Origin of the sequence: Virgibacillus litoralis (assembly GCF_017873675.1) — a bacterium.
In the GTDB taxonomy this organism is placed as follows: Bacteria; Bacillota; Bacilli; order Bacillales; family Amphibacillaceae; genus Lentibacillus; species Lentibacillus litoralis.
The window spans coordinates 120,770-143,898 of record NZ_JAGGKK010000003.1; the positions used below are offsets into that span (position 1 = coordinate 120,770).

Consider the following 23,129-nt stretch of genomic DNA (forward strand, 5'->3'; position numbering starts at 1 on the left):
CCTCATTAATTTTATCGTGTAATGAAAACACTCCCATACTTAGGGAGTGCCTGCTTTCATTACTACTTTCCATGACAATTTTTGTACTTTTTGCCACTGCCACATGGACAAGGGTCATTACGTCCAATATTTTCCGACTTTACATATGGTTTGCGACTCTTTTTCTTGTCATCCTGTCCGCCTGATACTGCCTGCGTGTTTTTGGCAACTTCCTGACGCTGCAGATTATCACGTATTTGTGCTTTCATCACGTATTTAGCAACTTCTTCTTCTATTGCAACAACCATTTGCTCAAACATATGGAAGCCTTCTGCCTGGTACTCTTGTAATGGGTCATTTTGTCCGTACGCACGCAGGTGAATCCCTTGGCGAAGCTGGTCCATTTGGTCAATATGGTCCATCCATTTCGTATCAACTGTACGGAGTAAAATAACTTTTTCAAACTCACGCATCTGCTCAGTAGTAAGCTCTTCTTCTTTTTCATCATAGCGTTTTCTCACTTTTTCCATGATGAATTCTGTTATTTCTTCAGGTTCTTTACCCTTGATGTCGTCTACAGATATATCGTCATAGTCCAATAAGTTTCCGTGGACATACTCCACAATGGAATTAAGTTCCCAATTTTCATCGAGCTCATCTTGTGTATTTGCACCAACTACGCGCTCAAGTGTTGATATGATCATTGCCTCAATAATATCGCGGAGATTTTCGTTAGCATCTATTACATCAAAACGCTGTTTGTAGATAATTTCACGTTGCTGACGTAAAACATCATCATAAGATAGTACTGTCTTACGTGCATCAAAGTTATTTCCTTCAACACGTTTTTGGGCTGACTCTACAGCTCGTGAAACCATCTTACTTTCAATTGGCTGATCATCATCCATTCCAAGTCGCTCCATCATGGAACGAAGGTTGTCAGAACCGAAACGACGCATCAATTCATCTTCCATTGATAAATAAAATTGTGTCATACCAGGATCACCCTGACGCCCTGAACGTCCACGCAATTGATTATCAATACGGCGTGACTCATGACGTTCTGTACCAATAACAGCAAGACCGCCGACATCTACAACACCTTCACCAAGTTTAATATCAGTACCACGGCCTGCCATGTTTGTTGCTATTGTAACTGCGCCTTTTTGACCAGCATTCTCTATGATTTCTGCCTCTCGGTAGTGATTCTTTGCATTCAGCACATTGTGTTTAACACCAGACTTCTGTAACATATTAGCGATTAATTCTGACGTTTCAACTGCCACCGTACCAACTAAAACCGGCTGACCTTTTTCATATCTTTCTTTAATATCATTTACAACCGCGCGGAATTTACCTTCCATCGATTTATAAATCATATCTGCCTTATCGTCTCTGATAATGGGCTGATTAGTAGGAATTGCAATAACATCCATATTATATATATTACGGAACTCTTCTTCTTCAGTCTTGGCTGTACCAGTCATACCAGAAAGTTTATTATACATGCGGAAGAAGTTCTGGAACGTAATAGAGGCAAGCGTCATACTCTCGTTCTGAATCTGTAATCCTTCTTTCGCCTCGATTGCCTGATGGAGTCCATCACTATAACGGCGCCCCTTCATCAAACGTCCAGTGAACTGGTCAACTATCACTACTTCGCCTTCCTGTACCACATAATCTGTATCAACATGCATCGATGCATGTGCTTTCAATGCTTGGTTAATATGATGTGTAAGAGATACATGATCTAGGTCAAATAAGTTCTCTATATTATAATAACTCTCCGCCTTATTAATTCCTTCTTCTGTTAACTGCACACCTTTTGTTTTTTCATCATAGGTATAATCCGTTTCATGTTTAAGTGTTCGTACAAATGAATTTGCCTGTTGATACATCTGTGCAGATTTCTGTGCAGATCCTGAAATTATTAAAGGTGTTCTAGCTTCATCAATAAGAATGGAGTCAACTTCATCAATAATTGCGAAATTCAAAGGCCTCTGAACCATTTGCTCTTTGTAAAGAACCATATTATCTCGTAAATAGTCAAACCCAAATTCATTATTTGTACCATAGGTTATATCACAATAGTAGGCTTCCCTTTTTTCTTCTTTGGTCAACCCGTTCCCATTTAAACCGACAGTCAAGCCAAGAAATCCATATAACTCTCCCATTTCTTCCGCATCACGATCAGCAAGATATTCATTTACTGTAATAATGTGAACGCCTTTATCAGCTATCGCATTTAAATATGCAGGCATAGTTGATGCAAGAGTTTTACCTTCACCTGTTTTCATCTCAGCTATATTACCTTCGTGCAATGCAATCGCACCCATTAGCTGTACCGGGAACGGACGCATACCTAGCACCCGTTTTGATCCTTCACGTACAACGGCATATGCTTCAACCATCATATCCTCTAATGTTTCACCATCTGCATAACGTTGTTTAAACTCATCAGTTTTGTACCTTAAATCTTCATCAGATAAAGCTTCCATTGCCGATTCCAATGCCTCTATCTGATCAACTTTCTTCTCTAGTCGAGTTAGATGCTTTTTATTTCCATCACCAAAAATCTTTGTCAATAAACCAGCCATTTAAAACGCTCCTCGTATTATAAGAAAAACTTAGCCTTCAACCAACAAGATGGCCAACGTTATTCTTAAACTGTACCAATAAAATTTATTTGAAATATAATTCTCTTTAATATGATAGTCCACCATTAATAATAACGTATCTAAAGTCTCATGACAACTGATTTAAAGAGCTTAATCGTTTAACAAATGATAGACAAAAGAACAGTTCGGGGGTGAACTGTTCTTTAAAATGAGGTAAGTATGAGGCATATTAGTGGAAACTATAGTTCTCTTGCTGCTTAGAGGAAAAATTATGTAAGCGAATATGTATGCGACTGTTCATTTTGCTTCCTTTCCAATTCTGAAAGGCGTCGATTTGTAACAGCTATGATTTCCACTAGTTGCGTAATGGTTTCTTCATGCTGCTGCACTCTTCTTAGCAGTTCATCATACTTTACTCCACTCACATCAAAATCCCCTTCCTTTTCTGTGTAATTCAGTTATATCACGAAACAATGTAAGGATGCTAATTGCCATTTTTCAATTTTAGGAATCAATTCGACAAAAAATTCCAAGAAAATTAAAAAATTGGTCAATTATATCCATGCTTTATCAAAAAAAGGGGAATAATTCATTTCCAAAATTAAATTTCGGCATATCGCACGACAAATTTCGACAAATTATTAAATACACTTCTCAATCCTTGTGTAAATAGGATTCCCAAAAGTATTTATCAAAAAATATTTCTTTCATGCCACTTTTTCATGCTGGGTAACGATTGTTGTTATAGAAGTACAGTTTTCTGCTTTAGCAGAAAACAACAACATAACTGTTCTTTAAAACTTAGAAGGACGATCCCAATAATATGGAACCGTCCTGTGATTATCTATTAGGTTTTAGCTGTTAGGTTCGATCAAACCATATCTCCCGTCTTTCCGTCGGTATACTACATTTGTATCACCAGATAGAGCATTGGTAAACACATAAAATGCATGACCTAACATGTCCATTTGTAATACTGCTTCCTCAGAATCCATTGGTTTTAAATTAAAGCGCTTTGTTCGGACGATATCAATTTCATCTGAATCAAGTTTTTCGTCGTATGCCTCTTTTTCCAATTCAGCAAAAATGTGTTTCGGAGAACCTTCCTGTCTAAACTTACGATTAACTTTAGTCTTGTACTTACGAATTTGTCTTTCTAACTTATCTACCACCAGATCAATTGCTGCATACATATCAATATGCTGCTCCTCGGCACGTAGTAGCAGGTTAGTCATCGGAATCGTAACCTCAATCTTCTGTTCATCGTTATAGACACTTAAATTTACATGTACATCGGATGTTGGGGGTGTATCAAAGTACCTTTCAAGTTTACTAATCTTCTTTTCTACGTATTCCCTTATTGCACCTGTCACCTCGATATTTTCACCACGAATGTTGTACTTCATTAAAAGTGTCCTCCTTTCATCCTTATGTATTTATTATACTACGTTACCCTGTACTTTTCCTGCTTAAACTATCAAATAATTGTGTCAGATTTTGTAACTTTTTGTCGGATGATCTTGAGATACCCTATGAACACTGAAGTACAAGCACTTTTTTTATTAAAAAAATAGCTAAAAACTCCTGGGATCAGCAGGAGTTTCTAGTCATTTTTTACTATCCATATACATACCATCCATTGTTTTCACATTTTCATATGGATTTACATATGTACGATTCGATTTCTTCTGTTTTTTCACTTGCTTCATTTCCACTTTTAAATCGTCAAACAAGTTATTCATCTTCTCTTTAATTTGTTCATTCAGTTTAACAAGTTCTTTTCCGAGCTGCTTTTCTTCTTCGGAATAAGGAGGAGTGATTTCACTTAGCAAGTCACCTCTCTGTTCAACCAGATGATTAACCTGTTCAATTACTGTATCACGATCTTTGCCACTGATCTTCTCATTCAGCACGTCTTCAAGCTGCCTAGTTACTTCGTATGTTTTCTGAAGTCGGTTCATTATACTTGGGCGCCTTGTGCATATTGCGTTTTTCGCGTTTGTATTATTACCTGCTTCCAAGTATCTCTAAACTCGATAACATAATTTAAGGCTTCTTCCAAAAGCGTAATATCATTTTTGACGTTACCTTCCTTTAATTGGAACTTAATATACTCGTATAAAGGCATAATCTGTTGCGAGATTTCAACTTCTGGGTCTAATGTTACCATTAATTCCTGTATTATATTCTGTGCTTTTTGGATATTTGTGTTTTTTGCTTCAAAACTTTCATTTTGTAAATCTTTAATTGATTGTTTAATAAACTTGATACAACCATTATATAACATTAAGGTCAGTTCTCCACCAGACGCCGTGTTCACTGAATTATTCTGATATGCTTGGTAATGCTTGTTTACTGCCATAAAGTAACACTCCTTAAAAGTTTAAGCGCCTCCACCAAACTGGGACATTAATTGTGCTGATTGCTGATTCATTCGTTGTATTGCTTTTTCCATTTGTGTGAATTGGCTCCAATAACGATTTTCAACTCGCACTAAACGATCTTCGAAATCTGAAATACGAGTATTCAAATCCTTCATTCGTTTACCAATTGTATAATTTTCAAGCGTATCTGTACCTTCACCTGCGCGTGCTTCGATTTGATCTCTAGTTGAATCCAAGGCATCATCCAGCCGGTTAATTAGTCCACGACTGCCATCTTCACTACTGTTTGAAAATAATTTTTTAACTCCCTCTGGATTGTCGTTCAACGCCGCTTTTAATTCAATTGGATCAACAATTAACTTTCCACCATCTCTGAAATTACTGGAGGTGGTAATACCTACTTGCGTTAGTGAGGTTATCTCACCACCTGTATCAACATTGGAATACCAGCTGCTTCGCATGGAAAATAACCCATCAGAAACTGCTGATTCACCACTGAGAATACCGCTTTTCGCTTTTTCTTCCCATAACTCGATTTCATCTTCTGACATGGACTCTTTTTGTTTGTCTGTCAGTGGTTTATAATCGCGGAATTTTTCTTCCCGTTGCGATCCGTTTAACTCTTCAACAACTTCATTATACTTATCAACGAATTTCATGATGGAATCAAATGTTGCCTCATCATTATTTGTCACTGAAAGATTTGCAGTCCCTACACCATTAAACTGAAAGTTGACCCCATTTAATTCATATGAATTGTTGTGGGAGGTCATGATGTCTGTCATTCCGTTATATTTAAATTCAGCATCGGTTCCACCATTTTCTACCTTTTTCCATTCGCCGGGATTAACTTCTTCACCATTTTTAATGTTTAACACATCAGTTAAAAAATAGTGTTCCGAACTACCATTAAAACCAATTTCAGCACCAAGATATCTTGAGTTATCTTGATTATAATTACCAGTTTTCGTTGTTTCCATTATCACTTTATCAGTATTATTATCATAAAAAGCTCGCACATCATTATCATCATTTGTAATCCGTTTTAGCAGATCATTTAATGATTCATCTGCTTCAAACGTGTATGAATGCACATTCTCCCCATCCTTATCAAAAGTAGAGAATTCAAATGTTTTTTGTGCATCTGTAAGAGTAAGTGTACCATTTTGCTCTAGCTCTGTAAGTGTTTTTTCTGGATCAAACCCAATACTGCTTTCACTGCTATTTATAGCTGATTTTGCGAGCTGGGTGACTTCGATATTGTAATTCCCAACATCAGTACCAGTTGATGCTGTTGCAGTTACTGCACCTTCATCAGAAGAACTGACTGATTTTGCGTTATACGTTCTGTCCAGTTTCATATTAAGCATCATATCATCTAATTCCAATAACTTTTTATTAATATCACGAAAAGCATCCCGTTTCCAGGTAAGTGTAGTACTTTCCTGTTGCATTCGGTCCAAAGGCATCCGTTCTGCTTTCATTAACTTATTTACAAGTGAATCGATATCCATTCCTGTAGCTAGACCACCAATACGCATAACATAACAACTCCTTTAAATCTTTTCATCCACCAGAATCCCCATGAATTCTGCCATCGCTGCATACATATCAAGCATGTTCTTAGGTGGAATTTCCTTAATAACCTCATCTGTCAGAGGGTTTACAACAGTTACATAGTATTCATTTAATTTTTCATGATATTCGAACTTTAGATCTGTTCGCAGTGACTCGGTAAATTCATTTAATTTATCAACTACTGTCCTGACTTTATCAGTATTAATGACTTCTTCATCGTGTAGAGCAGTTTTCTTTTCAGCCACTTTATCCTTTGCTGCTGACATTTGCCTGCTGAATTTCTCATTTTGCAAGGGGTGAGTACCTGTTAGTGCATTTTCTAACTTCATTGCCCAAGCAACTCCTCGTATTTATTCTATTTTCTATTTATATCGGACTATAGTTATGTAATGTTAAGGTTTGAGTGATAATTTATATATGCTATTAACTATCTTTGTTTTTACTCTCCAGTAATTTAAGAATATCCAGTGAAACATTAGCCGCTTCGTTATTCTGGTTCTGAATATCCAAGTAAACTTCCTTGCGGTGGATATCTATGGACTTCGGAGCATCAATTCCTAATTTTATCTGATCACCTTCAATTGCCAACACTTTGATCTCAATATCATCGCCAATTTGGATTGATTCATTCTGCTTTCTAGTAAGTACAAGCATCGTTATTCCCCTTTCCCGGCGGAGGAAGTTGATGGAGCAATTGCAGCCTTGGATGGGTATTCATCCATATTTAAAATATATTGCTTCCCTTGTTTTGTTTGTGAATTTATAATTATTGGTGCCTTTAAGTTTATTGTACTTGTATTAAATGGATCTTTTACCGTCACAATAACCAATACAATCACATCTTTATCATTTTCAATTTGCAGATTATCAATAATACCCTCGTCCAAGTCAATTACATAGTTCTGATAAAATTGATATGGATTTGTAACAATGAACGCGATACTAGGAGTGGTAACTGATTGCATAATTTGAAAGGCAGCATTATCTGGCAAGTCCAGTAATACAAACTTTGTTTCATCAATAAACCCAGGTAATCCTGATGGAAATTGAATAATTTTACTATCCACTATTTCCATGTCACCTAAATATTTAGTCTCTATTTTCATGATATTTTTAAACATCCTTTCCTAAACAGATTCAGAGAATAGGTTAATAAAATCTATTTGCAGATCCTGATATTGCTTCATACTTGTTGATACTTCTCCAGGCTGGTAATTGATTATCGGCTTTTGTGGTTTATTATCGATAATAGGCTGATTTACTACTGTATCAATTTTTACTTCAGATGGCTGATAATCAATTTTAACAGCAAAATGTGATGGAATAAATTTAATGCCTAATTGCTTCATTTGGTCATGTGCATTTGTTGTTGCCTGATTAACAATGGGATTACCGTTATTCTCTATCTTCATAAGCTCTGCACCTTGTTGGACCCTCCGAGCAATTCCTTCTAGCAATTCACGGCGCCCGTCATTTGCAAACTTTTCTATTCGCTTAGAAATATGCATTAGACCCATATCCTCCCAGGCTTGTGTCTGATCAATGCTTAACTTGGAGGGTGTCGTCCTCATGGAAATTTCCGCTTTAGGCTGTTGAATTGAAATTTGAGCCTTTGGCTGCTGGATTTCCTGTTTACCAGCTGTTTGTTGAATTTGTAACCGTGCCATTTGCGACTCCATTCGTATTTGTGGTAGTTCCATATCCATCAATCCTTGGCTAGTATTTTAGAAAACTTGACTTATCGCCAAGCCTTCGTTGCACTTATACAGTTTAAAGGTATTTATACTTTCTTTACTGTTAATAAAGCCCTGTACCATAAAGGCCAGGGCTTGCTGATTAATTAGCGTAAAAAATCCATTAAAGTTGGTTGTATTATTCTGGATCCAGCTGATAAGGCAGCGCGATGTATACTTTCCTGTGATGTAAGTTTAGTAATTACTTTCTCATAGTCGATATCTTCGTTTTCAGACATTGTTTTGGTAGCGATCACTTCTTGCTCGCTTAACCGATTTTCCACTAATTCTAATCTGTTCATTCGGGCACCAAGGTCTGCACGGGCATTAACGACATTATCGATATTTGCATCAAGGGCTTTAATATTAGCTTCAATTGCAGATTGATCTTTACCATCAGCAAGCGCATTAATAAATGTGTCGATTTCACCAAACAGATCACCAGTACTATCTGGGTCTCCAGCAAATACACTTCCAGCATCAACATTTGCTTGTAATTTAGTCCCATTTGCAACTTCAATCATAACTGGATCTGAATTAATCGCAATTTTTGTAATATCACCGTTCTCGTTAATGGTAACAGGCTTTGTATCAGTAGACGTCCCATTAAAAATATATTTACCATTGACCTGGGTATTAGCAATATCAGCGAGATGCTCCTTTAACTGTTCTGCCTCTTCCATAATGTTTTCGCGTTGTCCATCATCATATGTATCATTACTTGCCTGAACAGCTAATTCCCGTAACTTTTGCAATGCCTGAGTTGTTTTATCTAATGCAGCATCTGAGTTGTCCATCCAATTGTGGACCTCGTTTGTGTTCCGTTTAAATTGCTCAACTTCCTTTAACTCTGTCCGATAACCCATTCCCTTCATCGCAATTACAGGATCATCAGAGGGTCGGTTGATTTTTTTACCTGTAGATAACTGATTCATATACGTATTCATTTTGGAATAACTATTCGACAAGTTATTGAGCATATTATTCGAAAGCATACCTTGTGTAATTCGCATCAATACTTACCTACCTTCCTACTAATCCCATATTATTAATAACACGATCAATCATTTCATCTACAGCTGTCATACTTCGTGCAGCTGCGCTATACGCATGCTGGAACTTAATCATGTTACTCATTTCTTCATCCAATGAAACAGAACTAACCGACATTCGTTGATCTTCTACTTGGGATCTTAGAATTTCAGAGTTTTCTACCATACTATTTGCTTTTTGAGCGTTTACTCCCATATCACCAATAATAGATTCATAGTAACTTCTAACAGAAGCATTATCTAGATCGCCATTTTCTGCATCAAATATATCAGCTAAATCGGAAGCATTTTCACCATTTCCAGAACCACCACCATTACTAGCAGCTATTTCATCCGGATTATTCAATATCGTTTCACTCACGGTGATATTTCCTGCTGTTATATTTGCAGCAGTTTCATCATCCGCATTTTGAAAAAATTGAGCGGTACCCTGTTCACCATTTAAATTCGCACCATCATTATGAACATCGTTAAATTTATCGGCAAGTGCTTTAGCCATTTTATCCAAATCTGCCAGCATATCAGGGTATACACCTTTAACAACAGCATTGCCTGCACCATCTACGCCATCCGTAAAACCATAGGATTCAATAAACCCTTTAAGGGAACCTTGTGAAGTGAACTCTGTTGCTGTATAGGTTTTACCATCAGCACTAATTGATTCAACAGCATCATCTGTTACCTTGACGTTTATTTCATTAAAACCCAGATCACCTTGTGATAAATCACCATTAACCAGCGTTGAACCCAGTGATTTGCCACTTTCATCTGCAAGTTTAATAGTTGCTAATCCATCTGCAGTATCAAGAGCGCTATCACTGCTTTTTGAATAGGATACCTCGATATTAACGATTCCAGATAATTCGTCAACTAAACGGTCACGCTCATCATAAAGATCATTTGCCAAGGAACCGTGTGTCTCTATATTCTTAATTTGTTTATTCAATGAATTGATCTGGTCAGATATAGAGTTCGCGTCTTTTACTTTAACATCAATTTGATCCTTTAAATCAGTTCGCATCGATCCTAATGAGTCAGACATATAATTAAAGGTTTCTGCTACTGCAAGCCCTCTTTGTGCGACAACAGATCGTGCCCCGGTATTTTCCGGGTTAACTGATAAATCCTGAAGTGATTGCCAAAACTTGTCCATTGTTTTATTCAATCCATTCTCAGATGGTTCATTCAGCAGGCCTTCCATTTTACTAAGAGCATCTGCTTTTGTATCCCAATAATGGGATTTGCTATTTTCTGCACGATATTGATAATCCAAAAATTGATTTCGAACCCGTTGTACCGATCCTGCTTCCACCCCTGTACCCATTTGGCCAGGTATCTCCGGGCGATTCCTTGAAGCAGCCGGAAATGGTGATGTCGTCTCAAAATTCACACGCTGTCTGGAATACCCTTCTGTATTTGCATTGGAAATATTGTGTCCAGTTGTATATAGTGCTGATTGCTGTGCAGATAAAGCTTGCTTAGCCATTTCTAACCCATGAAAAGTACTCATTGCTTACTCCCTCCGATCGTTATCCGCTCCTGATTATGCTTTTGAATCGAAAACAGAACGCTCTGCAGAATCAGATGATTTGTTTCCACCGTAGTTCATATTACGAATAGAGGGTTTCATCATGTTGAGCGATAGTTCGACAAATTGCATTGATTGCTGGATTAGCGATTGATTCAGTTGTTCCTGCTGTTTTAATTCAGTTATTGTCTTAGTTAGCGTGATTGTTATTTCTTCCAATTCATTTTTAGTTTGCTCATCATTTATAATCTCAAGAATACCTGTGATTGTTGCATTTTCCAGATTAGCATTGTGCTGGGCAACCCATGCCTCAACTTCCTTCTGACGCTTAACCTCAGCTTGTTCCAATGCTTGTACGTGTTTGCGCTCTTTCAAAAGAAGCGGTTGCAGACTCTCGACAGATCCCTCTTTCACAACAGCTGTTTTCTGTTTAGAAATCTCAAGGAGTGATTCATGCAGACCAATCAATTTTTCCAATGATTGTATTATCGGTTGAACGGACAATTTGATGTCCTCCTTTACTATTGCTTCGACCAGAAATCAACCATTTTCTGTGCTGTTTTCTCATGATTGACTTGATATTCTCCAGCATCTACTGCATCTTTAATGTTCTGAACATATGCAGCACGTTTCTCACTTGGTTTCTCATTTTGAAGCATTTCCTTAGCTTGATTTGAAATTTCGAGCTGATCTTTTTTATTGATATCTTTAGAGTAGTCCATCTGCTTTTGCAGTTGATTTTTATATGGGTTAAAATTTGTTTGATTTGGCCCATTAATTTTCATTAAATCACCTCATTTTTTCCGTTACAATTCATTATATTATCATTTCATGTATATTTATATCTTACTTTTTATATCGGCTGATTTTATATTTTTTAAAGCTATATGCGATTATTTTTTACGGTTTTCATATGTATAGTAAATATTTGTTCTTTCTTCCTTTTCTTTTGCTTGGCTTTCCATTTTATCATAGTACTCCAAACCATTTTTAATATCATCAGAACAATCGCCGCACAATCTTCCATGAATTATATCGACGCCACATCGTTCACATGGATAGGCTAATTTTGGGAACTGTGATGTCCGCAATCGCTTTTCTTTAATGAATTTAATAATAAGATTTTGATTTACCTCTGTAGCCTTCACAATCTCCATCATAGTTGCTTCTCTGTTTTTCCGTATACTTAAAAAACGGTATACTGTTTCAAATGCTCTTTCTTCTTCTTTATAGCATGATTGACAAACATCTCGAATTGTTTTCACAAAAACTGCCTGGCAGCGAGAGCAATTTGCTAGTTCAGCCATTGTAACTCCCCCTTATTATATATTAACACTATCCGCTATCCACGAACTAGTGTCAGGGCATAAATTGCCGGGCACCCCTTCTCCTTTAATAGTGATGCCGCATGACGCAACGTAGACCCCGTTGTATATATATCATCGGTAAGTATGACTGGTTTGTTTATAGTTTTGGTTATTTTAAATGGATTCAATGTAGAAATACGTTCTTTTCGTGTTTTCTTGGATTGTTTTTCACCATGTTCACGGGTAAGCAATTCGCAAGTTTTTAATGGCAAGAAACGTGCGAGCTGCAGTGACTGGTTAAACCCCCGCTCCTTCATACGTTCATTGCTTAAAGGGATAGGAACAGCAATTATGTCCTTTGGTAAATAACTGAATTCCTGGTCGAACGCTTTTGTATAATACCTTTTAAAAGAATTACCAAGGCAGTAATCCCCGCGATACTTCCACCTTGAGATCATATCCTGCATCTGCTCGTTATAATGAAAAACGGAGAAATTTAATACAAGTGGATCATCATTATCGCAAAGCTCGTTCCATCTTTTACAATCTTGACATAAAGATTCTTCACTTTTACGGCTGCATTTTCTGCATCGTTTTCCTTCTAATACAGAGAACTCCTTCTCACAATCTGAACATAAATTCTTCGGTTTGGATAAAATTAACAGGTTTTCCCAATTAGCTTCGGGAATAATTTCAGCATCACACCACAGACAATTCATCTTACCGAAACCCTCCCCGTTTGTTCATCGTTTTAATGGAACGGACCGCTTGTACCATTGCTTCTGTTTTACCATTATGAAAAAAGACCACTTCCCCTGTCGGATCCTTTGGACTTCTTCCCGCTCTTCCTGCTATTTGAACTAGTGCTGCCTCATCAAAAACTGAATGCCCCGCATCAAATACGACTACATCAACTGCTGGAAAGGTCACACCACGTTCCAAAATAGTTGTTGTAACTAAAACCCTAATTTTTTTATTTCTAAATTGCTGGATTTTTTCTTCACGATTACTGTCAGATGCATGAACAGCGACTACATTGTCATCTTGTAGTATTTGTCGAAGGTTCTTGCACAAATTTTCTGCGAGTATAATTGATGGAACAAAGATTAATAATTGGTGTTCTGGAGTTTTCCGGTGAGTATACCATTTTAAAAAAGATTTTGGAGGCTGGAAACTTTTCATATCCTTTTGCAAGGAATTGCACATATGAAAAGCAGGTACTGGCAATGGATAGCCATGAAAACGACTTGGTACGAAAATATGTTGGAGCTTCTTGCGGGCAATTTGAAGTTGATGTTTCTGTCGCGGAGTAGCTGTTAAATAAATGGTCGTGTTCGAATCTTCTCTTTTTGAACGATTAGCAGCATACGAAAGAGATTTATCAGCATGGTATGGAAAAGCATCAATCTCATCAATAATAATGACATCAAACGCATTCTTAAAGCGTAACAACTGGTGTGTTGTTGCAATTACGAATTGAGCAGCCCCATCCATATCCCGGCTGCCTCCATAAAGACCTTGGATATAAATACCCGAAAAGGCTTCACGTAGCCTTGGCAGCAATTCACGTACGACGTCTGTTCGTGGTGTAGCGATACAAATACGCTTACCGCGTTTTAATGATTCAGCAATTCCTGGAAAAAGCATTTCTGTCTTACCTGCACCACAAACAGCCCATACAAGTAATTCCTTCTCTTTATTGAAAATTGCTTCTGTAATACGGTCAGCAGCCTTTTGCTGTGCTTCCGTGAGTTCTCCATTCCATGTACATGCATTCTTATGAGCAGGCCATTCAACCTTTGGACCAGTCCATTCATATAGCGGCTCACATTCCATGACGCGTCCCATTTCAATGCACTTTCGGCAATATAAATGTGTTTTATCGCATTTGTTACAAGGTATGCTACCAAATAAAGACCGTTTGTAGTTACCACATCGCTGACACTGATATTGGTGAAATTTCTTATTAATCGAAGACCTTGGTGTAAAAAAAGAATTATGAAGAAGTTGCTTAAATGTGGCTTCATCTATTGGGATTTCTCTTCTTAATAAAAGTTTTCCTGAATAGTGGCTGATAATTTCTTTGTCGGGGTTGTAAGGCATGGACTAACTCTCCTTCTTCAGAGGATTAAGAGGATTAAGAGCATACCAGTCAGGGGGACTGGCAGCTATGAAAAAATTATTATTTCTTATACCAGCTAACGCCAACGGCACCTTCACCAAGATGTGTGCCAATTACAGGTCCGAAGTGGCTAATCGAACTGTCAATATTTGGATACATGGAATCTACACTATTTTTTAAATCAATTGCGGTCTGCACATCATTAGCGTGTATGAAGGCTACCTTTAGGTTTTTGCCTTGCTTAGCATCATCCTCAAGCATACCAATGATTCGATTTAATGCCTTTTTTCGTGTGCGGATTTTTTCAAAAGGAACAATCTTTTTATCAACAAAATGAAGAACTGGTTTAACCTGCAATAAACTTCCAACAATTGCTTGGGCACCATTTAAACGACCGCCTCGCTGCAAATGACTTAAATCATCTACCATAAAATATGCTCGAATACTTTGTTTAATTTCTTCGAGGCGATTGATAATTTCATTTGGTTCTTTTCCTGCCTCAGCCATTTCTGCTGCTTCCAGCACATAAAAACCCTGTGCCATCGCACTGAGTTCGGAATCAAACGGATAAACCTCTATCCCTTCAGCCATCTCTCCGCCACTGACAACAGTTTGGTATGTTCCACTAATTCCACTTGATAAATGGATGGCTATAACTGCATCGTAATCCTTTGCAAGCTCTTCAAATTTATCTGCAATTGCACCGATTGAGGGCTGTGAGGTTTTTGGTAAGCTCTCCGATTCCTTGACCTTCTGGTAAAATTCCTTTGTTGTAATATCAATTGACTCACGATACGTTGTATTTTCAAACATGACACTTAACGGGACGACATGAATATTATGCTGATCTTTCTGCGGATCAGATATATATGCCGTACTATCAGTCATTACAGCGACTTTCATTGTCTACCTTCTCCTCTTCTCACTTGTACTATAATTTATTTTACATGAAGAAAAATAATTTTGCACCAGAAATATATGCACTTATGCACTAAGAAAGGATTTATACTTTCTTATTTGCCAAAAAAATACTCTGTTACTATAAAAGCAACAGAGTACAGAATACCTATCAAAATTTAAAGGAACAAATACTAATATTGTACTTCTACCCAGCCTTTGCGAATTGCTGATACAACTGCCTGCGTTCGGTCATTCACGCTCATTTTCTGCAGAATATTGCTGACGTGGTTTTTGACCGTCTTTTCACTAATGTATAATGTTTCGGCAACAGCTCGATTACTTTTCCCGTCTGCAAGAAGCTGCAATACTTCACATTCTCGTCTTGTAAGCAGATGAAGCGGTTTATGATACTCAATAGCGTTTTCTGCCACATTAGAAACATTTTCCTGAGCTAGACGACGATATTCCTGAACCAGGTTGTGGGTCACTTTCGGATGAAGATAGGAACCCCCTTCACTAACTACTTTTATAGCTTCGATTAACGAATCTGAGTCCATTTCCTTCAGTAAATATCCTTGTGCACCTGTTTTCAATGCATGCGTTACATAGCTTTCATCATCATGAATCGAAAGTATAATAACATTCGTGTTTGGAAAATGTCTTACGAGATCTGCAGTTGCCTGTACACCATTCATTGTAGGCATGTTGATATCCATCAATACAACATCAGGACTGTGTTCTCTAACTAAAGAAGAAGCAACAAGACCATCATCACCCTCTGCAACAACCTCAAATGATTGTTCAAATTCAAGGATTCGCTTTACACCTTCACGAAATAATTTGTGGTCATCAATTAATACAATTTTTGTTTGTTTCATATTCATCGATTTTGTTCCTCCTAGATTAATAGCTATTTATTTATCTATACCCTATTACGTTTCAATGGTAGTCTAATTTCGTACTTTATCTTTATATCGGTTTAAATCTATTATACTTGAATAGTTAGAAATTAGTAAATTTTCTCATGAAAGTTCATATGGGACTTTAATCATAATTTTTGTGCCTTCACCAATTGTAGAGTTAATTGTCAGCTTACCATTCAACATTTCAACACGTTCCCTCATACCAATTAATCCAAACGATTTATCTCGTTTTAATGCTGGGTCAAAGCCTTTACCGTTATCATTAATTACCATCACTAAATCCTTGGTTCCAACCTCTAGCTTCACCTTTATCAAAGTAGCATCTGCATGCTTAATGGCATTCTGAATGGATTCCTGTACTAAACGAAAAAAAGCAATTTCATATTTTTGATTTAATCTTTTTTGAAGTCCCATCGATGAAAACTCGATTTCTGTATCATTATAATCAGCAATTGTAGCAACATATTTTTTTATTGTAGGTATTAGTCCTAAGTCATCCAACGCCATTGGGCGCAAATCATAAATAATGCGTCTTACTTCATATAAAGATGAACGAATCATTTTTCGCACACTTTTAATTTCTTTTAATGCATCGTCAACCGTTCCTTCACGAAATGTGCGATCCACTAGCTCTGAACGGAGCAGTATGTTTGCCAGCATCTGGGCGGGTCCATCGTGAATTTCCCTGGATATTTTTCGACGTTCATCTTCTTGGGCCTCAATAATTTTTAGGCCAAACTCCTGCTTTTCTTTAGCTTCTTCAATCATTTCATTGACTTGTTTAAAATCATCATTTAGATAAGTGAGAATAACTGATATTTTACTAGCCAATCCTTCAGCACGTTCAATGGTTTGATCCAATGTAAGTAAGCGGCGTTCAAGATCATCTCGGCGATCGCGTAGTCCTTTTTCTTCTTGGCGTAACATTGCAAGCTCTGTTTGCATTGTGTGTGTGTTTTCATAAACTTCGCGTATTTCACTTTCTGAATGGCGATCAAAGTACTTACTCACCTCGGAAAGCCGCTGCCTGGAATACTTTACCTTTTGTTCCAATGCATCGCCATCATTTATATGCTCGATGACTTTTTCTTTCGTGTCTTTTAATTCTCTAAGTAAATTTTCATGCTCGCCTCGTGCTTCTTCACTTATGTTAAAAATTTCATCTTTACTTTTTTGAACAACATCGATCATTTCATCAATAACATAATCCAATGCTTTTTCTTCCATTTTTTGAACCATCTTGTCCCACCAACCTATGATATAATTATTCGAAATGAATTATTTTTTTAATAGGGTCTTTTAGCATACTTTTAGGAAAGTTTATCCTTTAATTATAGGTCAAATTATATCCCTACTTATAATAATGGATTGTCAGGAGGTTAAAAGCAAGATGTTATCGAATTATTTTACCGTAAAAAATGCAGGAATTTATCAACTAATCATACAAAAGTCACGTTTTATTGGCTATGTAAAGCGAGTAGAAACAGAAGAAGCTGCCCAATCCTTTATTCAGGAAATTAAAAAAAAGCACCATGACGCAAACCATAATTGCTCAGCATACATGGTTGGTGAGAATAATCAAATTCAAAAGGCCAATGATGACGGTGAGCCTAGCGGTACTGCAGGTGTACCTATGCTGGAAGTGTTAAAGAAACAGAACTTAAAGGACACCGTTATCGTTGTGACTAGATACTTTGGTGGCGTAAAACTCGGAGCTGGTGGCTTAATCCGGGCATATGGCAGTACTACATCACAAGCAATAGCTGCCGCTGGAGTAGTGGAACGTCAACTAATGCAAGGTCTGTCCATTGTTGTCAGTTACCCATTACTAGGCAAACTGGAAAATGTTTTACGTAACTCTGATTATGTTTTAGATTCCATTAATTATCTTGAACAAGTAGAATTTATTGTTTATGTGCGTGATGGCGAGGAAACAAACTTCCGCGAATGGATTACTGATCTCACTAGCAATCAAGCTACATTTGAAGCAAAAGGAACAGCATATGTGGAGATTGATGTTTAGCCCTGTTATTCTCTATTTAAGTATTTAAGTATTTAAGTGGAAAAGGAGCACTGTCTCAAAGCTTTGACAGTGCTCCTTCATCTGCAATCAGTATGACATTTTCATGCTTCTGCAAAATAGATGCTGGGAAATCCTCAGAAATTTCTCCATTTACCAGTCTAAAAACAGCCTCTGCCTTCTTTTCACCGGAGACTAACAGAAGTATTTTTTTACTCTCCATAATTGTCTCAATCCCCATCGTTATAGCTTTTTTTGGCACATCTTCCAATGAATCAAAAAAACGGGCATTTGCTTTACGGGTAGTCTCGTCTAATTCTACAATATGTGTACGACTGTCAAAAGCAGTTCCAGGCTCATTAAATCCAATATGACCATTTAGCCCTAATCCCAAAACCTGTACATCAATATACTCAGCTATATACATTAATGTTTCATAATCCCGACATTCCTTTTTAAGATCATCGGCATCACCATCAGGCAAAAAAGCACGATTGTCAGGCAAGTCAATATGCTTAAACAATTTTTCATTCATGTAAAAACGATAACTGTTAGGGTTTTCTCCTGGTAAACCAACATATTCGTCTAAGTTAAAAGTTGTCGTTTTTGTAAATGAAACCTTGGTCCTTTGATATGAATCAATAATCTGCTGGTACATCCCTTCTGGTGTAGAACCTGTTGCAAGACCCAATACAGGATTATCAAGCTTATTTATCTTCTCCACTATTAAATCACAAGCCTTCTCGCTCATCTCATCATAATTTCTGACTTTAAGAATTTCCATTCAGCTTATTCCTCCTCGTGCGCAATTTCTCCACGGCAAATCGTATATTTGATTTGTAAGTTATTATCTACGAGCAAAAGATCTGCATCCTTCCCAACTTTAATACTCCCCTTTTTGTCAAAAATGCCTAGTTGTTTGGCTGGATTTGAAGAAGCCATTTCGATAACATTTTTAATCGATACATCCTTTAATTGAAGCATTTGTTGTGCACCCTGATACATTTTCAGTATACTTCCAGCAAGGGTCCCATCACTTAGAACAGCCCGGTCCTCTGTTACATTTACAGGTTGCCCACCTAACTCGTATGCACCAGAATGCAAGCATTTTGCGCGCATTGCATCAGTAATTAAAATTAACCGTTCACTTCCTATATTTGAATAGATAAGCTGAAGCATTTCGGGTGCTACATGAATTCCGTCAGCAATTAATTCAGCACGCAATTCTTCCAGTCGAAAAGCAGCACCTACAACTCCTATATCACGATGATGTATCCCTGTCATTGCATTACATATATGTGTTACCTGACGAACCCCATGAGTTATCGCTGTTTTCATTCCATCAAAACCGATCCCTGTATGTCCCGCTGAGACGTTCACACCTGACTCATATAAAGACCTAATAAATGTGCCATCTTCATCATGTTCAGGGGCAAGTGTAATAGTTTTAATTTTATCCCCTGACAACTGTTGCCATTTATTAAACTGCCCAATATCCGGCTTCATAATATATTCAAGTGGCTGTGCACCTTTTTTACTTTCTTCAATAAAGGGGCCTTCAAGATGTACCCCCATTACTTCCGCTTGACCACGCTTAGATGTATATTCCGCCACATTTCGCAAAGCATCCTCAATACTTTCAGGTGATTGGGTAATAGTTGTTGCTAAAAAACTGGTTGTACCTTCTTTTGGTAAAACTTCTGCCATTGTATCCAACGCTTCCTCAGTTGAATCCATCACGTCTGCGCCTGCAGCACCGTGAATATGCCCATCGATAAATCCAGGTATAAGATTTAGTCCTTGTCCATCGATAATTTGCGCATTTTCTGGAGTTGTTGTGTTTACGTTATTATGTATTCCTTTTATTTTACTATCCTCTATAAGTATTGAACCCTTAACAATACCTTCTGTTTCAGTATATATGCTGGCATTTTTAATAAACAACGATTGCTTCATAAATTCATCAGCCCTTTGTATTTGCTAATCTTTAAGGTAGCATATTAGCAACACACATGTCTAGAAACCAACCACTATTAGAAAACTTGGCATTCGCCAAGTCTTTGGGCGAATTGCATTAGTTGCGTTTATGCAGTTAAAAAACCAACATGGCAGCAGAGCGTACAACCGCCATCATGAATTTGTAATCGAATTAGAGAGGTGTTTTCTTATAATTAATATTGAGTAAATTTGAGATTTTGCTGACACCTGGGACCTTATTTGTTACAAATCCCCTCTATTAACCATGATATATGTAAATTAAGGGCTTCTGTGTCCGAATAACTTCAAAAAGAGGACTTTTCTATAGAAATAGGGCCTCCTGTGTCCGCTAGAATATAAAGGCTAAGTAAAGATATAGCACAAGGAGACGCAACCATGTCTCGGGAAATCGTCAGCCTGCAACGGAAATCAACAAGCCTAGCACATTTACGGCTTTATTTTATGAAATTGAATCAACCCTAAAAGAAAAACTACATTCGCTAAGATAGCAATGTAGTTTATAAATTCAATTTGAGACTTTATTCGTATTCTTTTTTCCATTTGTTAATTCATTGATTAACGCCTGAATAAGTTCCTCAGATGATTGAAATTTCAAATTCTCTGTTTCATCAATCATCCTTTTAAGCATATTCTTATATCGTTCCTGCTCTACCATTTTTATACCGCCTTTTGTCAAAATCCAAGACTATTATACCATGTTTAAAACAGTTATGTTGTCGAATAATGTCGGCTACTGGACTTTTTCTACAAATTATTCGTATCAGGATTTATTTTGTGGCTGTTTTCCATTTAATCAACAATAAACATAGGGCGGCTATTGCAGCACCGACTCCATCCAGAACAACATCACTTATATACGGTGTTCGATTAGCTGTGAATCCTTGATGGAATTCATCTAATCCAGCATATGCAACTGTTAAGCAAAACGATATTATCATAAGTGAACGGAACTTCAAATCACATGTTCTATTCAAAGCGACATAAAATAAACACATCAGCACAAAGAATACCCCAACATGTGCGCCTTTTCGCAGGAAGAACTCAATGAAACCCGCAGTCCCCAACTCTGCTACACTTACCTCGGAATGATGGTAGGTAAAGGATATCCAATCAACGAAAGGCGTTAAAAAGGATAGATCAACTGTATTTGTCAAAAGTGGCTTTACATCCTGGTCTTCATAAGGCTGTGCTGAGGAATAATAAATTATCCCCATCCAACTAATTGGAAGCAGCCAATATAAATATTTTTTCATAGTAAATTCACCTTAATTCTCATACCAGTTCCACACTTCAATTCCGCCTAAGTAAAACTGATGGAATTGTTCCTCATCCAATAATTTTTCAATCTCACGAATTGGCCCAGTCACTACCGCACCATAGACCTGAACTCCATTTTCCCGAATATAGTTCAATCGCTTTTGATCAATATCTATACCACGGTAATTCCCATTTTCCGTAAGCCACTTAATATCCTTGTAAAATTGATCAATTGATTGTTCTATCGTTACTTTATTCAGAGGACTAACAGAGGATGAATGCCTGTTCTTATCATCATAAATAATTTGTGGCCTTAACAATAGGGACTGAACAAACGTAAATTGTCCACTTCCATGGCTAGGTGTCTCAACTTCTGTTAGCTCGCCACCGTAAATTGGCATGCGGTATACCTGGATGTCATATGCTTCAAGCTTTTCTAATAATTCTCTGGATTTCATTGGCGTTTTCACAGAAAATTGCGCTTGGGCAACATGACCGTCATCTATTTTCGTTAGCTGTTTTCTTAAATTTTCTTTACTCCCTGACTCAGCAGCATCCGAACTTTGCCTTCCTAGTATCTTCGGTGGTATGGCAAAATTGTGGACTTTGTTCTCATTTAAATATTTTTCATCAAAATTTAACGAGTAACTTACCTTGCCAAACAAATGCTTTTCCGCTTGAACTTCACCAATAACCACATCCCACTCCCCGACGTTACGGTAAAGTTTTAATGTAGTTGACTGTGTCAGGAAAGAATTAATTTCCGCATGATTACTGAACATGTGATTCACTTCCACCCCAGGATACCTTGTTTCAATAAGTGTTGTTATAAGCCTGTCAAATTCTCCTTGTTTGCCTGACATATCATAATAAATGCTCACAGGAATCATATAAGCAATATAAATAAGAAAAATAAGTAAAAGTGTCCTAATGACAGTAAACCCTATTGACAATCTTGTTCGCCATACCATTTTTCTCGCGCTCTTTTTATCTAAATTAGCTTGGTCTTTCTCTTCCCAATCTTCCAAAACGTTATCATCTTTCATCTGGACATCCTCCCTTTAGCAGCTGATCATAATACCGAAACTTTTTCCTCGCACGGAACAGTGTTGTTTTAACCTGACTAAGTGATAGATTCATAGCCGTAGCAACTTCCTGATATGTAAAACCTTGAATTTCACGTATGTAAAGAATGGTACGCATTCGTTCAGGCAATCTGCTTAGAACTTCTTCAATATGTTCTTGTTTCGTAAGGTTCTCCAGCTGTGCCTCAGGATTACCGATACTGTCATTGTCAGTACGTTCTAGTTGAATTCGTTCCACCATACGCTGTTCCGACTTCGACTTTCTTGTCCAATCGATGTAAAGGTTACGTGCTACCTTAAAAAGCCACGCTTTTGCCTGTGCCATATTTTTTACCTCTAACGAAATCATCGCCCGATAAAACGTCTCCTGCAAAAGCTCTTCAGCAACCTGTTTATTTCGGCTCATCTGCAATAAATATCGGTACAGTGGAAGTTGATATGCCTCAAACAAATCTGTGAATATGGATTTTTTCAATCAACTCCCACCCCCTTCTATATAGTTAAACGATTGAACAATACATTTGTTACATAAAATTTTTATATAATTTGTCGCCTAACCGACTTATCTTTAAAAGGATTCTTATAAATGCACATTGTTGCACTTAAACCGTAAGAAAATATTTGCACAATAAAAAACCGCAAGCC

Annotated in this window: 27 protein-coding genes; 1 reads left to right on the plus strand and 26 read right to left on the minus strand. The window is 37.3% G+C overall.

The window, feature by feature from the left end; all coding sequences use genetic code 11:
* Positions 1–62: 62 nt before the first annotated feature.
* From secA to J2Z82_RS04450, 20 genes are all read right to left on the minus strand, one after another.
* Positions 63–2,576, minus strand: coding sequence for a preprotein translocase subunit SecA (secA, locus tag J2Z82_RS04355; protein ID WP_209479562.1), 2,514 nt, complete (start codon positions 2,574–2,576; stop codon positions 63–65).
* A 290-nt stretch (positions 2,577–2,866) separates the two neighbouring features.
* The gene (locus J2Z82_RS04360; RefSeq protein WP_175476714.1) at positions 2,867–3,022 is read right to left on the minus strand and encodes a hypothetical protein; all 156 of its coding nucleotides are present in this window, start codon (positions 3,020–3,022) and stop codon (positions 2,867–2,869) included.
* Between the two features lie 429 nt (positions 3,023–3,451).
* Positions 3,452–4,003 (minus strand): ribosome hibernation-promoting factor, HPF/YfiA family, encoded by a 552-nt coding sequence (gene hpf, locus J2Z82_RS04365; RefSeq protein ID WP_092491974.1) that lies wholly within the window; start codon positions 4,001–4,003, stop codon positions 3,452–3,454.
* A gap of 201 nt (positions 4,004–4,204) precedes the next feature.
* Positions 4,205–4,558, minus strand: coding sequence for a flagellar protein FliT (locus J2Z82_RS04370; protein ID WP_209479563.1), 354 nt, complete (start codon positions 4,556–4,558; stop codon positions 4,205–4,207).
* The gene (gene fliS, locus J2Z82_RS04375) at positions 4,558–4,959 is read right to left on the minus strand and encodes a flagellar export chaperone FliS (protein ID WP_209479564.1); all 402 of its coding nucleotides are present in this window, start codon (positions 4,957–4,959) and stop codon (positions 4,558–4,560) included. The genes J2Z82_RS04370 and fliS overlap by 1 nt, the downstream gene beginning before the upstream one ends.
* Positions 4,960–4,980: 21 nt before the next feature.
* On the minus strand, positions 4,981–6,522 hold the full coding sequence (locus J2Z82_RS04380) for a flagellar hook-associated protein 2 (RefSeq protein WP_209479565.1): 1,542 nt from the start codon (positions 6,520–6,522) through the stop codon (positions 4,981–4,983).
* 15 nt (positions 6,523–6,537) lie between these two features.
* Positions 6,538–6,888 (minus strand): flagellar protein FlaG, encoded by a 351-nt coding sequence (flaG, locus tag J2Z82_RS04385; protein WP_209479566.1) that lies wholly within the window; start codon positions 6,886–6,888, stop codon positions 6,538–6,540.
* Between the two features lie 94 nt (positions 6,889–6,982).
* Positions 6,983–7,213 (minus strand): carbon storage regulator CsrA, encoded by a 231-nt coding sequence (gene csrA / locus J2Z82_RS04390; protein WP_209479567.1) that lies wholly within the window; start codon positions 7,211–7,213, stop codon positions 6,983–6,985.
* 2 nt (positions 7,214–7,215) lie between these two features.
* Positions 7,216–7,665: a flagellar assembly protein FliW gene (gene fliW / locus J2Z82_RS04395; protein WP_209479568.1), complete on the minus strand. Its 450-nt coding sequence runs from the start codon at positions 7,663–7,665 to the stop codon at positions 7,216–7,218.
* Between the two features lie 21 nt (positions 7,666–7,686).
* Positions 7,687–8,259 (minus strand): DUF6470 family protein, encoded by a 573-nt coding sequence (locus J2Z82_RS04400; RefSeq protein ID WP_209479569.1) that lies wholly within the window; start codon positions 8,257–8,259, stop codon positions 7,687–7,689.
* A 140-nt stretch (positions 8,260–8,399) separates the two neighbouring features.
* The gene (gene flgL / locus J2Z82_RS04405; protein ID WP_209479675.1) at positions 8,400–9,305 is read right to left on the minus strand and encodes a flagellar hook-associated protein FlgL; all 906 of its coding nucleotides are present in this window, start codon (positions 9,303–9,305) and stop codon (positions 8,400–8,402) included.
* A gap of 10 nt (positions 9,306–9,315) precedes the next feature.
* Complete coding sequence (flgK, locus tag J2Z82_RS04410; RefSeq protein ID WP_209479570.1) at positions 9,316–10,854, minus strand: flagellar hook-associated protein FlgK; 1,539 nt, start codon at positions 10,852–10,854, stop codon at positions 9,316–9,318.
* Between the two features lie 33 nt (positions 10,855–10,887).
* Positions 10,888–11,376, minus strand: coding sequence for a flagellar protein FlgN (locus J2Z82_RS04415; RefSeq protein WP_209479571.1), 489 nt, complete (start codon positions 11,374–11,376; stop codon positions 10,888–10,890).
* Between the two features lie 17 nt (positions 11,377–11,393).
* Complete coding sequence (gene flgM, locus J2Z82_RS04420) at positions 11,394–11,657, minus strand: flagellar biosynthesis anti-sigma factor FlgM (RefSeq protein ID WP_092491963.1); 264 nt, start codon at positions 11,655–11,657, stop codon at positions 11,394–11,396.
* A gap of 108 nt (positions 11,658–11,765) precedes the next feature.
* On the minus strand, positions 11,766–12,179 hold the full coding sequence (locus tag J2Z82_RS04425) for a TIGR03826 family flagellar region protein (RefSeq protein WP_209479572.1): 414 nt from the start codon (positions 12,177–12,179) through the stop codon (positions 11,766–11,768).
* A 35-nt stretch (positions 12,180–12,214) separates the two neighbouring features.
* Positions 12,215–12,898, minus strand: coding sequence for a ComF family protein (locus J2Z82_RS04430; RefSeq protein ID WP_209479573.1), 684 nt, complete (start codon positions 12,896–12,898; stop codon positions 12,215–12,217).
* A gap of 1 nt (position 12,899) precedes the next feature.
* Positions 12,900–14,015, minus strand: a complete 1,116-nt coding sequence (locus J2Z82_RS04435; RefSeq protein ID WP_342453599.1) for an ATP-dependent helicase ComFA — start codon at positions 14,013–14,015, stop codon at positions 12,900–12,902.
* 346 nt (positions 14,016–14,361) lie between these two features.
* Entirely contained in the window at positions 14,362–15,204 is an 843-nt protein-coding gene (locus J2Z82_RS04440; RefSeq protein WP_209479575.1) for a DegV family protein, read from the minus strand.
* A 188-nt stretch (positions 15,205–15,392) separates the two neighbouring features.
* On the minus strand, positions 15,393–16,085 hold the full coding sequence (locus J2Z82_RS04445) for a response regulator (RefSeq protein ID WP_280922967.1): 693 nt from the start codon (positions 16,083–16,085) through the stop codon (positions 15,393–15,395).
* 138 nt (positions 16,086–16,223) lie between these two features.
* The gene (locus tag J2Z82_RS04450) at positions 16,224–17,363 is read right to left on the minus strand and encodes a sensor histidine kinase (RefSeq protein ID WP_209479576.1); all 1,140 of its coding nucleotides are present in this window, start codon (positions 17,361–17,363) and stop codon (positions 16,224–16,226) included.
* Between the two features lie 151 nt (positions 17,364–17,514).
* Between J2Z82_RS04450 and J2Z82_RS04455 the strand changes: the two genes are divergently transcribed.
* Positions 17,515–18,147 carry a YigZ family protein gene (locus J2Z82_RS04455; protein WP_209479577.1) on the plus strand — a complete coding sequence of 211 codons (633 nt, stop codon included), beginning with the start codon at positions 17,515–17,517 and terminating at the stop codon, positions 18,145–18,147.
* A 55-nt stretch (positions 18,148–18,202) separates the two neighbouring features.
* Here the strand turns inward: J2Z82_RS04455 and nagB are convergent, their stop codons facing one another.
* The 6 genes from nagB to J2Z82_RS04485 all read right to left on the minus strand — a co-directional run bounded on the left by nagB (position 18,203) and on the right by J2Z82_RS04485 (position 22,959).
* Positions 18,203–18,928 (minus strand): glucosamine-6-phosphate deaminase, encoded by a 726-nt coding sequence (gene nagB, locus J2Z82_RS04460; protein ID WP_209479578.1) that lies wholly within the window; start codon positions 18,926–18,928, stop codon positions 18,203–18,205.
* 5 nt (positions 18,929–18,933) lie between these two features.
* Positions 18,934–20,100, minus strand: coding sequence for an N-acetylglucosamine-6-phosphate deacetylase (nagA, locus tag J2Z82_RS04465; protein ID WP_209479579.1), 1,167 nt, complete (start codon positions 20,098–20,100; stop codon positions 18,934–18,936).
* A 547-nt stretch (positions 20,101–20,647) separates the two neighbouring features.
* The gene (locus tag J2Z82_RS04470) at positions 20,648–20,797 is read right to left on the minus strand and encodes a hypothetical protein (protein WP_209479580.1); all 150 of its coding nucleotides are present in this window, start codon (positions 20,795–20,797) and stop codon (positions 20,648–20,650) included.
* Between the two features lie 112 nt (positions 20,798–20,909).
* Positions 20,910–21,395: a VanZ family protein gene (locus J2Z82_RS04475; protein WP_209479581.1), complete on the minus strand. Its 486-nt coding sequence runs from the start codon at positions 21,393–21,395 to the stop codon at positions 20,910–20,912.
* A gap of 12 nt (positions 21,396–21,407) precedes the next feature.
* The gene (locus J2Z82_RS04480) at positions 21,408–22,445 is read right to left on the minus strand and encodes an anti sigma factor C-terminal domain-containing protein (protein ID WP_209479582.1); all 1,038 of its coding nucleotides are present in this window, start codon (positions 22,443–22,445) and stop codon (positions 21,408–21,410) included.
* Complete coding sequence (locus J2Z82_RS04485) at positions 22,435–22,959, minus strand: RNA polymerase sigma factor (RefSeq protein WP_209479583.1); 525 nt, start codon at positions 22,957–22,959, stop codon at positions 22,435–22,437. Before J2Z82_RS04485 ends, J2Z82_RS04480 begins: the two co-directional genes overlap by 11 nt.
* Between the last annotated feature and the right edge of the window lie 170 nt (positions 22,960–23,129).